This window comes from Streptomyces atroolivaceus, assembly GCF_000717025.1.
Taxonomy (GTDB): domain Bacteria; phylum Actinomycetota; class Actinomycetes; order Streptomycetales; family Streptomycetaceae; genus Streptomyces; species Streptomyces atroolivaceus.
Window position 1 is genome coordinate 401,718 of sequence record NZ_JNXG01000017.1, and the last position, 12,531, is coordinate 414,248.

Genomic DNA, 12,531 nt, shown 5'->3' on the forward strand with positions numbered 1-12,531 from the left:
GTGCCGCGTCCCTCACAGACGTGTCCGTCGAAGGAGAACCACCACCATGGCCGTCATCACCACCGCCCGCCGCAGGCTCGCCGGAGGCATCGTCGCGTTCGGCGTCGCGCCGCTCGCGCTGACCGGGCTCTCCGCCGCCCCGGCCGTCGCCCACGGTTCGCTGAGTGATCCGGTCAGCCGGGTCTCGGCCTGCTTCGCGGAAGGGCCGGAGAGCCCGAAGTCGGCGGCCTGCCAGGCGGCTGTGGCGGCGGGCGGGACCCAGGCGCTGTACGACTGGAACGGTGTGAACATCGCCAACGCGGCGGGCAAGCACCGCGAACTGATCCCGGACGGCAAGCTGTGCAGCGCGGGCAACGACAAGTTCAAGGGGCTCGACCTGCCGCGCGCCGACTGGCCGTCCACGCCCATGGAGGCGGGCAGCCACACCTTCCGGTTCCGGGCGACCGCTCCGCACAAGGGCTCGTTCGAGCTGTACCTGACCAAGGCGGGTTACGACCCGACGCAACCCCTGAAGTGGTCGGACCTGGAGGAGAAGCCGTTCGCCACGGCCACCGACCCGACGCTGGAGAACGGGTCGTACGTCTTCGACGGCACCGTACCGCAGGCGTCGGGACGGCAGTTGGTCTACACGGTCTGGCAGCGGTCGGACTCCCCCGAGGCCTTCTACGCCTGCTCCGACGTGGTCTTCGGCGGGGAGAGCACCGGAGGTGACACCACCGGGGCCGCCCCGGCGCCGGCCGCGTCGGCCCCGTCCGAGGAGGAGATCGCCGAGGGCACCGACAAGTCGTCCGTCGAGCACAACGGCCACGGTGACGACGACGCGGCGACCGGCGCGGAGGTCACCGAAGCGGCACCGGCCGCAGAGGCCTCCGAAGCCTCGGAAGCCTCGGAAGCCTCGGAAGCCTCGGAAGCCGGGGCGAACGCTCCCGAGCCGAACAACGTCGCGGCCTCTCCCGCGAACGCGGCCCCCGCGGACGAGGCCCTCGCCGAGACGGGTGGCAGCGGCAGCACCTCCTACCTCGCGATGGGCGGAGCCGCCGCGCTGGCCCTCGGCGCGAGCGCCCTGTTCGTCTCGGTCCGCCGACGGGCCGCGGGCGGCGCGCACCGCGCCTGACCGGGTGGCTGCCGGGCCCCGTGTCACCGGGGCCCGGCAGCGCGCGTCAGCCGATGACCGACGCGCAGGTGGTCGGGGTGGCGCGGGCCGGGTCGAGGGCGTTCGCCACCTCGTGGAAGGCGATCCTGTCGACGGTCCCGATCGCGACGTGCTCGGACAGGTCGACCGGGCAGAGGTCCTGGAGCAGGACGTTGCGGACGTTCGGCCCGTCCAGGTACTGCGTGCGGTACGGGGTCACGACCTCGTCGTACCGGGTCGCGATGACGGTGTAGCGGACCCCGGGCACGGTGTCGCCCCCCGCGTTGAGCTTCGTGATGAAGGCGGAGCCGGCGATCTGGTCGGCGAGGCCCGGGGTGTTCACGGTGAGGAGATCCTCGGCCCCGGGGAAGTACGGCAGCAGCCGGGTGAGGCCCAGGAGCGTGGTGCCGTGGTTGTCGGGGGCGATCCCGACGAGGGCGTTCACCTTGTCGGCGCCGCCGAGGAACTTCAGGTAGTAGTTGGGCATCATGCCGCCCTGGGAGTGGCCGACGAGATCGGCCTCCGGGGCGCCGGTGGCGCCGAGCACCTTGTCGACGAAGACGTCGAGCTGTCCTGCCGACCTGTCGATCGGGCCGAGTCCGTGGAAGAACGGCACGCCCGGGAGCTGTCCGTAGTCGAGCGAGAAGACGCAGTAACCCCGGTTGACGAGGTACGGCGCGAGGACCAGCCAGTTGTCGACCGAGTTCCCGAAGGTCCCGTGGACGAGCACGACCGGGCGGGGGTGGGCTGCGGAGGGCTTGCAGGAGTAGTCGTTCCATCCACGGGACGGAGCGGCGGTCTCCGCCGCGGTCGCGGTCGCCGCGGGGGCGACGAGTGCGGCGACCGCGAGGAGCAGCGCGGCGAGGGTACGGCGTGCGCGTGGGGTGCGCCGGGCTCGGTTCCAGGGCAGCATCGGGTGGTCTCCTTGCGGCTCAAGGGAGTTGCGATGTCGGTGCGCCCTGCGGTCCGGACCACAGCGAATGACGTTTTTTCAACGTGCTCATGCCAAATTACGCACGGGTAAGGTGGCGGGGGAAGTTACGCGTCGGTAAAAGATTGCGGCGCCCCTGGGTCAGGCCGCGAGCCGCCCCGGCTTCACGGCCCCCGGGCCGAACCTGGCCCGCAGCCTGTCGGACACCGCCTCGATCCGCCGCGCCCGTTCGTCCACCGGGTCGAAGGTGAGCTGGCGGGCGGCGCGTTCCGCGTCGTGAAGCCCCTCCGCCCGCAGCCCGATCCCCCGCACCCGCGCCCGCTGGAGAGCGAACGAGTCCTGGATCCGGTAGGCGAGCGAGGTGAGCGCCGCCGAGTGGGCGGTGGGCTCCGGGAGCGTACGGCTGCGGGTCAGCGTCGCGTAACCGGTCCGGTCGGCATAGCGCACGGAGACCGCGAGCGAGCGGCACACCTGGCCGTCACCGCGCAGCCTGGCCCCCAGCTCCTCGGTGAGCGAGAGGAGCGCGCGGCGATGCCGCTCCGGGTCCAGTTCGTCGTGGGGGAAGGAGCGTTCGGCGGCGATCGACCGGGCGGCGGCGTTCGGCACGACCCGCGTACGGTCGATGCCGTTGGCCCGCTCCCACAGCTCGCGCCCGGTCCGTACGCCGGTGATCCGCTGCAGGGTCGCGAGCGGCGCGGCGGCTATCCGGCCGATGGAGTCGAGCCCGTATCCGCACAGGGTGCGCGCGGTCGCCGCCCCGACGCCGTCCAGCGCGGCGGCGGGCTTGGACGCGAGGAAGCCGGCGTGCTCACCGGGGGGCACCACGAAGGTCGTCCCGGTCGCCGCCTGCCGTGCGGCCATCCTGGCCAGCATGGGGTTGGAGGCCGCACCGATCGCGCAGTCCACGCCGTGCAGCGCGAGGGCGCGCACCCGGATCAGGGAGGCCAGACCCGCCGCGTCCTGGCCGAAGTAGCGCAACGCACCGGTGACGTCGGCGAGCGCGGCGCCGGGCGGGGCCGCCTCGACGACCGGGGTGAACGCCCCGAGGAGGGCGAGCAGTGCCTCGTAACCCGCGCTGTCCGGCAGTCCGCCGCCGATCCGGCGGAACCGCAGGCACAGGACGGCCGGCTGGTCGTTCATCCCGCGCTCCCCTGGCTCCGGTGCCACAGCTTCCTCCCGGTGGGCGGCCCTTCACCGGCCGGCTGGAGATCGGCCCAGGGGTTCATCTCGTAGCCGGTCGGCAGCTGGATACGGCGGCCCGGCTCCTGCTCCTCCTCTTCCTCACGCACACCGGGCGCCTCCGCCAGCCGTGCCGCGACCGCGTCGAGGCCGCCGGTGCGCCGGAGTTCGGCCAGCTCCGCCAGGTTCCAGGCCGCCGAGCCGACGATGCTCATGCTGCGCGCGCCGCGCCGCTGGACCACTCCGCGCACGAGCAGCAGCCAGGAGTGGAAGACGGTGTGCGCGCAGGCGGCGTGGCTGTCGTCGAAGAAGGCGAGGTCGACCAGCCCTGTCCCGTCGTCCAGGGTGGTGAAGATGACCCGGCGCCCGGAGCGGACCGGCGGGGTCTGGGTGGCCGCCTTGGCGCCCGCGACCAGCACGGTCTCCCCGTGCCTGGCCTCCCGCAGCCGCTTGGCGGAGACCGCGCCCAGTTCCTCCAGGAAGGCGTGGTGATCTCCCATCAGGTGACGGGACACGTCCATGCTGAGGACGCCGAGCTCGGCACTGAGGCGTTCCGCGTCGTTGAGGTCGGGCAGCCCGACGGTGCCGGTCCTGTGCCCGCCGCCGAGCGGGAGCTGGGCGCCCGCCGCGCCGGATCCGGAGCCCCGCTGGGCGCGGTGGAGTTCGGACAGGTGCAGCAGCAGGTCCCGGCGGTTGGCACCGAAGGCGTCCAGCGCGCCGACCTGGGCCAGCCGTTCGGCGGCCGGTTTCCCGGGCCTTGCCCGCTGCCAGAAGTCCAGCAGCGAGGTGTAGGGCTGCCCGGCCTCGATCCGGGCGACCTCGGCCTCGCTGATGCCGTGGACGTCCGAGAGGGCCAGGCGCAATCCCCATTTATCACCGTTGTCGCCAGACACCAGTTCGATCCGATGGGCGGCCGCCGACCGGTTCACGTCCAGCGGCAGCACCGGCACCCCGCGCCGCCGCGCGTCCGCGAGCAGCAGCCGCTTCGGGTACATCCCGGGGTCGTGGGTGAGCAGCCCGGCGTAGAAGGCCGCCGGATGGTGGGCCTTGAGCCAGGCCGACTGGTAGGTCGGCACGGCGAAGGCGACCGCGTGCGCCTTGCAGAAGCCGTAGCTCCCGAACGCCTCGATGATCTCCCAGGCGCGGGCGATCACCTCGGCGCCGTACTTCCTCCGCGCCGCCCGCTGTGCGAACCAGACCCTGATCCGGGCCTGCGACTCGGGGTCGGAGAGTCCCCGGCGCACCCGGTCGGCCTCGCCGCGTCCGCAGCCGGTCATGATGTTCACCATCTCGATGATCTGCTCGTGGAAGACGACCACCCCGTAGGTGTCGCGCAGCGCCTCCTCCAGGTCGGGGTGCGGGTAGCGCACCGGCGCGCGTCCGTGCCTGGCCTCGATGAACGGCCGCACCATGTCGGCGGCGACCGGCCCCGGCCGGAACAGCGAGATGTCGACCACCAGATCGTGGAAGGTGGCGGGCTGGAGCCGGCCGACGAGGTCGCGCTGGCCCGGCGACTCGATCTGGAAGCAGCCGAGCGTCTCGGCGCTCCTGATCAGCCGGTACGTCTCCGGGTCGCCCTGCGGTACGGCGTCCAGGTCGACCTCCCGCCCCGAGGCCCGCTTCACCTCGGTCACCGCGTGCGCCATCGCCGACTGCATCCGCACGCCGAGCACATCGAGCTTGAGCAGCCCGAGGTGCTCCACGTCGTCCTTGTCGAACTGCGCCATCGGGAAGCCCTCACCACTGGTGGGCATGACCGGCGTACGCCGCAGCAGCGAGGCGTCCGAGAGGAGCACCCCGCACGGGTGCATGGCGATGCCGCGCGGCAGTGCGTCCAGCGACTCCACCAGGTCCCAGAGCCGGCCGTACTCCTCCTTCCGCGCGGCCACGGCCCGCAGCTCGGGCAGTTCCTCCATCGCGGCGCGGGCGTCCCTGGCCCTGATGTGGGGGAAGGCCTTGGCCAGCCGGTCGGTCTCGGCCGGGTCCATGGAGAGCGCGGCGCCGACGTCGCGGATGGCGTGGCGCACCCGGTAGGTCTCGGGCATGGAGACGGTGGCGACCCGCTCGGCGCCGAAGCGCCCGATGATCGCGCGGTAGACGTCCAGGCGGCGGGCCGACTCGACGTCGATGTCGATGTCGGGCAGCACGAAGCGGCGCTTGGACAGGAAGCGCTCCATCAGCAGCCCGTGTTCGACCGGGTCGGCGTGGGCGATCCCGAGCAGGTGGTTGACCAGGGAACCGGCCCCGGAGCCGCGCGCGGCGACCCGTATGCCCATCCCCTTCACGTCGTCGACGACCTGGGAGACCGTCAGGAAGTAGGAGGCGAAACCGTGGTGGGCGATGATGTCCAGCTCGTGGTGCATCCGCTCCCAGTAGTCGCGCCTGCGGTCGTAGCCGCGTCGCACCATGCCCGCGGCGGCACGGGAGGCCAGCACCCGCTGGGCGGTGCGCCGCCCGGCTCCGACGAGGTGCGGCTCGGGGAAGTGGACGCTGCCGAGACCCAGGTCGTCCGCCGGGTCGACGAGACAGGCGTCGGCTGTGTGCCGGGTCTCCGCGAGCAGCCGCCGCCCCGCGTCCCGCCCGAGCCCCGCCGCGGTGGCGATCCGCTCGGCGGTCTCCTCCATCGCGCGGGCGCCCTTGAGCCAGCGCTCCCCGCTGTCGAGGGGGGAGCGGCGCGGGTCGACGGGGACGAGCCGGCGGGCCGAGTCGAGCACGTCGGCGACGGGGCCCTGCCCCGGGTCGGCGTACCGGACGGCGTTGGTCAGCACGGCCCGCACCCCCTGCTCGGCGGCGAAGCCGACGGTACGGGCGGCGAGCCGCAGCGACCCGGGTCCGGTGCCCTCGCGTCCGTGGTGGACGGCTTCGAGGCGCAGGGCGTCGCCGTAGATCTCCCGCCAGGGGGCGAGCAGCGCGGCGGCCCGGTCGGGCCGGCCCGCGGCCAGTGCGGCGCCCACCTCGGAGGCGGGGCCGAGCAGCACGGTGAGCCCTTCGGCGGGCAGCGCGTCCCGGCCGACCAGGGGCTGCCCGGCATCCCGGTCCCCGGCACCGGGGGCGTGGGCGGCGGTGACCAGCCGGCACAGTTCGGCCCAGCCGCGGGCGCCGTCCCGGGCGAGGAAGGTGACCCGGGGTGCGGATTCATCGACAAAGGCACCTCCACGGACCGGCGTACGCGGCCTGTGTGTACGCCCCTCCCCCGCCACCTGCCGGGCCACTGCGAGCTCCGCCCCGAAGAGCGGCCGTATCCCGGCCTTCTCACAGGCCCGGGCGAAGCGGACCGTGCCCGCGAGGCTGTCGCGGTCGGTCAGCGCGAGGGCGTCCATCCCCCGCTCGACGGCGCGCTCGGCCAGCCGCTCCGGGTGTGATGCCCCGTACCGCAGGGAGAACCCGGAAACGGTATGCAGATGCGTGAACCCGGGCATCCGCACCTCCTGGACCGATCCGTACTCACCACCCCCTCGCTCTCCACCATAGACCAAGTTTCGAACGTTCGTACGATAACCGAGAGCGCGGCCGCACCTCCGCCATTCGGCCCGCTCCCGCCTGCGCGGACAGCGCCCAGCCCGGACCGTGGGGGCATGACATTCGCTGACGAGGTGAAGAACGCCGTCACCGCACGGGCCGCACTGCTGGTCGTCGGCGTCCTGGCGCTACAGCTGCTGTTCATCGCCTCCTACGTCGGCGCGCTGCACAGGCCCGACCCGACGGACGTCCCCTTCGGGGTCGTCGCCCCGCAGCAGGTGTCCGGGCAGCTCGTCACCCAGCTGGGTGACCTGCCGGGCGGCCCGCTCGATCCGCGTGCGGTCTCCGACGAGGCCGAGGCCCGCCGGCAGATCCAGAACCGCGACATCGACGGCGCCCTGATCGTCAGCCCCACCGGGGCGACCGACACCGTGCTCGTCGCGTCCGGCGGCGGCACCGTACTGGCCACCTCCCTGGCCAAGATCATCGAGGAGGCGGAAAGGCCGCAGCAGCGCACGGTGCGGACCGTGGACGTGGCCCCCGCCTCCCCGGACGACTTCGACGGCCTCTCGTCGTTCTACCTGGTCGTGGGCTGGTGCGTCGGCGGCTACCTCTGCGCCTCGATCCTGGCGATCAGCGCGGGCACCAAGCCCGCCAACCGGCAGCGCGCGGTGATCCGCACCGGCGTCATGGCGCTGTACTCGGTCGCGGGCGGGATCGGCGGCGCGGTCATCATCGGCCCGGTCCTCGGAGCGCTCCCCGGCAGCGTGTGGGCCCTGGCCGGCCTGGGCGCCCTGGTCGTCTTCGCGGTCGGCATGATCACACTCGCCCTGGAGGCGCTCACCGGGATCGTCGGCATCGGCCTGGCCGTCCTGCTCATCGTGATCGCGGGCAACCCGAGCGCGGGCGGAGCCTTCCCGCTGCCGATGCTGCCGGACTTCTGGCGGGCGATCGGCCCCGCCCTGCCGCCCGGCGCGGGCACCTGGGTGGCCCGCTCGATCGCGTACTTCAGGGGCAACGCGGTCACCGGCCCCCTGCTGGTGCTCTCCGCCTGGGCGGTCGCCGGCACAGTCCTGACCCTGCTCCTGTCGATGCGCCGCCGGGACACGGAGGAGACCCCTCGGACGGCTGCCGCCTCCGGCGGGGGTTCGACCCTCGGCTGAGGTCCGGCCTCTGGGAACACGGCGTCCGTGAATCGCCGGGAACCGGGCATGCCGCAGGTCTACGAGGCGGAATCCGCAGGTGATCCCGGAGGCGTCTGCCTCGTACGGCGCATCGGTGGCGTGGCGCGCGTCGGGCAGGCATACGTCCCCGCCGGCACCGCCGAGGGGTTGCCGGCGGACCTCCGCTCCACGCTCACCCGCATCGGGCGCTACGGCCGGAGCGCCGGCCTCCTCGCCCCCCTCACACCGCCCGGATCACCCTCACGGGCCGAGGGGTGGCGGCGCTGGGCCGCGGATCGGTCCTTTCCCGTACGCCCTGACCCGCACCGGGACGGGGAGCGCACGACCGCCCTCCCCGCCCCCTGGTGCGCGGGCGGGGTCAGCCCAGCATCTTCTCGATGAGGCCGGCCGCCCGTTCCGTGCCGCCCTCGGCCCGGGCTTCGGCACGGAGCCGCGCCGAGCGCCGGGCGACGTCGGGGTCGGCGACGAGCCCGGTGAGCGCGGTGCGCAGGGCCTCGGCGGTGGCGTCCGCCGTATCGATGCGGCGGGCCACGCCCAGGCCGACGAGCCGGTCCGCGTTCATGAACTGCTCGGCACCCTGCGGGACGGCGATCATGGGGACCCCGGCGTACAGCCCTTCACTGCTGCCTCCCATCCCCGCGTGGGTGACGAACGCGTCGGCCTGCTCCAGGATCGCCAGTTGGGGCACCCAGGAGTGCACCTCGACGTTGCCGGGGAGGTCGCCGAGTGCACCGGGGTCCGTGTACTTCCCGATCTGGAGTACGACGTGCCAGCCCTCCAGGTCGCCGTAGGCCTCCACACACCGGCGGTAGAACTCCGGCTGGTTCGTGTACGCCGATCCCAGGGAGATCAGCAGCACGTTCTCGGCATCGGCCGGCCGTGTCCAGGCCTCCCGGTCCGCGCGGGAGCCGAAACAGGGACCGACGAACGTCACCACGTCGGGGTCGACATGCTCCGCCTGCGGCTGCATGGCCCTCGGGATCATCGCCAGGGCCCTCGCGGGCCGTCCGGAGAAGGTGTCCACATCGGTGGTGGACGCCCCCGAGACGGCGAGCCACTGCGCGAACTTCGCCCGGTAGGCGTCGGCACCGGGCAGCGCCCACAACTGCGCTGCCATCTCCTGGTGTTCGTAACCGTCCCAGGCCACGAAGGTCGGGGAGAGCTGGAGGACGGGCCGGCCCTGCGACTCCGCGAGGGCGCGTGCGGCGTAGGCGCCGATGTCGTACAGGTACAGATCCGCCCTGTCCTGGTCGTACGCGGCGCGGAGCTGGGGCAGGGCCTGGACGGCGTCGTCGAGGAAGACGTCCATCGCGGCGATCGGGTCGGCCGGCCAGTCGTTGTCGGCGACCGGCAGGACCGAGGCGTACGGGACGAACTCCGCACCGGTGTCCGTGATCAAACCGGCCACCGCGGGGTCGTTGGCGTAGCTCACCCGATGACCGCGCGCCACCAGCTCACGCACGATCTCGAGGCTCGGCAGGACGTGGCTGACGGCGGGAATGCCGATCATCGCGATATGGGTACGGCGACGGGACATACGGAATCACTCGTTTCAGGTCTACGGCGAGAGGGACACACCGGACCGGCGCGCCGCCGCCGGGCATCGAACTGCCGGGGAGCGCACACGGGTCGCGGGACGGGAGCGGGGGCGCTGCCCCGCCCGTGTCAGCCGTAGATCTGGTGGAAGTGCATGCCGGAACCTTAGCCCGGCCCGCACGGGATCTCCAGAGCGCACACGCTCGCCGGACCGGACGAAAGTCGTCGGACGCTACGCGCGGAGACCGGCCGGCACGGGCCTGTCGGGCCGTATTGGCTCGTCAGACGCTACGCGCGGAGATCCGGGCGCCCCGACCGCCACCGGATGCCGCCCGCGGGGCGGCCGAACTCTTGGCGACCAACTGACGAAATCGCTGCGCATGGCAGGTCCATGACGGCATACTCAGGGCGGCCTCGCGAGATCCGCGAGGCGCAGGGCCAGGCTCAACCCCCTTTCATTCACCGGAGGTTGCTCATGCGTCGCCGTTTCACCGTGCCGCTCGCCGCAGTTGCTGTGTCGCTCCCGCTCGTCCTCATCCCTGCCGCATCCGCTTCGGCGGCCCCGGCGGACAAGCCCCAGGTCCTCAGCTCCTGGACCCAGACGAGCGCCTCCAGCTACAACGCCTGGAACGCCGCCAACAACAACAAGGGCGCCTGGTCCGCGTACGGCTTCGACTGGTCCACGGACTACTGCAGCTCCTCTCCTGACAACCCGTTCGGTTTCCCCTTCCAGACGGCCTGTGCCCGCCATGACTTCGGTTACCGCAATTACAAGGCCGCCGGTTCGTTCTCCGCGAACAAGGCCCGCATCGACTCCGCGTTCTACTCCGACCTCAAACGCGTGTGTGCCCGCTACTCCGGCGCGCAGCTGACCGCCTGTAACAGCACCGCGTGGACGTACTACCACGCCGTGGACATCTTCGGCTCCACACCGGCCAAGGCGAAGGTCGACAGACTGGCCCAGGCCGCCTGACCTCTGCCACGGAGGAACAGCGCGACCTGAAACAGAGGGCTGAGGCCGCTGCCGCGGCGGCCTCAGCCCGTCGTCCGGGTGAAGGCCCGGAGGAGCTGGTCGGCGCATGACCGGCCGGCCCTGCGCGGGCAGCCGCACCCGCACACCAAGGGCCTCCGGCCTGCCCGCTGGAGGGCGCCTCCCTGCGGGAGAGCCCTGACACCGAAACCTGACAAACGTCATCTCTTCCTGTGAACGGAGTCGTTCCGAAGGAGGACGGACGGCCGGTGTGACACACAGAGGATGGAGGTTCCTGCCCCGCACACCTGATGAGACGGGATCCGCCCATGCGTAACACCCGACCCACCCCTCGCCCCGACCGCCGGAGAGCACGCCTGGCCGCCGTGGCATCGGCGGTCCTGCTGTCGCTCACGATCGGTGCGCTTCCGGCCGGGGCCGCCGCCCCGTTATCCGCCTCCGCCACCGCATCTGCCGCCTCCACCACGTCCGGCCTCGACCGGAAGGCGCTGCGCGCCTCCCTCGACGCGTTCCACCAGGCGGGGATGTACGGGGCCTATTCATCGGTCAGGGACGGCTCCGAGAGGTGGCGCGGAGCGGCAGGTGTCGCCGACATCGACACCGGACGGCCGGTGCGCCCGGACTACGAGCACCGGGTCGGCAGCATCACCAAGACCTTCACCTCGGTGGCCGTCCTCCAGCAGGTGGCCAAGGGCCGAATAGACCTGGACGCCCCGATCGGGGACCACCTTCCGGAGCTGGTACCGGGCGAGCGGGGCCGGAAGGTGACGGTGCGGATGCTGCTCAACCACACGAGCGGCATCGCGGACTACATACTGCCCGCCTTCCCCAAGCTGGTGACGGACCCGGGACAGGCCCTGGACGAGGGCCGGTTCCGCGAGGCGGCCCCCGAGGAGCTGGTCCGCCTGGGCCTGGCCGGCGAGCCGCCTGCGCCACGTGGGACGTACTCGTACGCGAACACCAACTACGTCATCGCCGGGCTGCTGTTGAAGAAGGTCACAGGCCAGGACCCGGAGTCGTACATCGACAGGAACGTCATCCGCAAGGCCGGACTGCGGCATACGTACTTCCCCCGCTCCGCCCGCATATCGGGGCCGCACTCCAAGATGTACGAGTCGTTCTACGGACTCATCGAACCGGCGCGCGACTACAGCGTCTACGACATGTCCTGGGCCGGGACGGCCGGTGCCATGGTCTCCACGATGAACGACCTCAACGACTTCTACCGCCAGCTCCTGGGCGGGAAGCTGCTCGGCGCTGCCGAACTGCGGGAGATGAAGACGACCGTCCCCGCGTACGAGCCGGCCCCGGGACAGGAGGTGGCGCTGCGCTACGGCCTCGGTCTGTACACACTCAAGATGCCGAGCGGCGGCTGGTACTGGGGCCACGACGGCGGCGTGTTCGGGGCCGGGACCTGGGCGCTGTCCACCGAGGACGGGCGCCGCCAGGCCGCGATCGGCTACAACCTGATGAAGTACGAGCGGTTCGGCGACGACGGGAAGCCGTTGCCGGACCCGATCGGTGCGGCGCTGCTCGGGCACATGGACGGAGCACTGAGCGGCACCCCCGCCGAGCGTGTCCCCGGGGCATCGCCGGTGCCTCAGCGTCTGGTCGCCCCCGAGCAGCTGCGGTGAGCGCACCGGCGTTCCTCCGGACACGGAAGCGTCAGAAGGCTGCCGGCCGAGGCCGGAGGCCGACCGGCACCTCACACGCCTGCCCCCTGTCCTGAACCGCCGGATCACCGATGGCCTGCCGGTCCGGATCCGCTTCCCGGGCGGATCCGGACCGGCGAGGCCGAGCGTGGTGTCGCTCTCTCCGGGACGCCCATGCCTCGACATCAGGGAGCGCGTCGTCAGGGAACGCGTTCGGCAGGGAACGCGTCTGTCAGGCTGCGGGCACGTGCCGCGCGATGCGCTCACAGAAGGACCCCGGCTGTCGACATTCCTCCTGTGAAGATTGCGTAGATCACAGGATGGTCACTAAGGTCGGGCCTCGAACCTTCGCACGGATGATCGCCCCGCCCGGGGTGACAGCGAAGGAACCGCCGAGTCCGTGACGTGCACGGAGCCGGGGATTGGCGTCTGTCCCCCACATCCCGGTAGGCGGCTCGAGGAAGAAG

8 protein-coding genes are annotated in these 12,531 nt (G+C 72.2%); 4 read left to right on the forward strand and 4 right to left on the reverse strand.

The window, feature by feature from the left end; all coding sequences use genetic code 11:
- The first annotated feature begins 46 nt into the window (after positions 1-46).
- A complete protein-coding gene (locus OO67_RS28820) occupies positions 47-1,114 on the forward strand; it encodes a lytic polysaccharide monooxygenase auxiliary activity family 9 protein (protein WP_033304669.1) in 1,068 nt (355 codons plus the stop codon).
- 46 nt (positions 1,115-1,160) lie between these two features.
- Here OO67_RS28820 and OO67_RS28825 read toward each other — a convergent pair whose 3' ends face one another.
- From OO67_RS28825 to OO67_RS28835, 3 genes are all read right to left on the reverse strand, one after another.
- Entirely contained in the window at positions 1,161-2,045 is an 885-nt protein-coding gene (locus tag OO67_RS28825) for an esterase/lipase family protein (RefSeq protein WP_033304670.1), read from the reverse strand.
- A 159-nt stretch (positions 2,046-2,204) separates the two neighbouring features.
- Complete coding sequence (locus OO67_RS28830) at positions 2,205-3,203, reverse strand: DNA polymerase Y family protein (protein ID WP_033304707.1); 999 nt, start codon at positions 3,201-3,203, stop codon at positions 2,205-2,207.
- Positions 3,200-6,661 (reverse strand): DNA polymerase III subunit alpha, encoded by a 3,462-nt coding sequence (locus OO67_RS28835; protein WP_033304671.1) that lies wholly within the window; start codon positions 6,659-6,661, stop codon positions 3,200-3,202. Before OO67_RS28835 ends, OO67_RS28830 begins: the two co-directional genes overlap by 4 nt.
- 156 nt (positions 6,662-6,817) lie before the next feature.
- Between OO67_RS28835 and OO67_RS28840 the strand changes: the two genes are divergently transcribed.
- Complete coding sequence (locus OO67_RS28840) at positions 6,818-7,864, forward strand: membrane protein (protein ID WP_033304672.1); 1,047 nt, start codon at positions 6,818-6,820, stop codon at positions 7,862-7,864.
- 379 nt (positions 7,865-8,243) lie between these two features.
- On the opposite strand, the gene OO67_RS28845 is transcribed toward OO67_RS28840, so the two are convergent.
- On the reverse strand, positions 8,244-9,422 hold the full coding sequence (locus OO67_RS28845) for a macrolide family glycosyltransferase (RefSeq protein WP_033304673.1): 1,179 nt from the start codon (positions 9,420-9,422) through the stop codon (positions 8,244-8,246).
- Positions 9,423-9,896: 474 nt separating this feature from the next.
- On the opposite strand from OO67_RS28845, the gene OO67_RS28850 reads away from it, so the two are divergent.
- Together OO67_RS28850 and OO67_RS28855 are read left to right on the forward strand one after the other, a co-directional pair.
- Complete coding sequence (locus tag OO67_RS28850) at positions 9,897-10,394, forward strand: phospholipase (RefSeq protein WP_033304674.1); 498 nt, start codon at positions 9,897-9,899, stop codon at positions 10,392-10,394.
- 326 nt (positions 10,395-10,720) lie between these two features.
- Positions 10,721-12,046: a serine hydrolase domain-containing protein gene (locus OO67_RS28855; RefSeq protein ID WP_051709936.1), complete on the forward strand. Its 1,326-nt coding sequence runs from the start codon at positions 10,721-10,723 to the stop codon at positions 12,044-12,046.
- Positions 12,047-12,531: the final 485 nt, after the last annotated feature.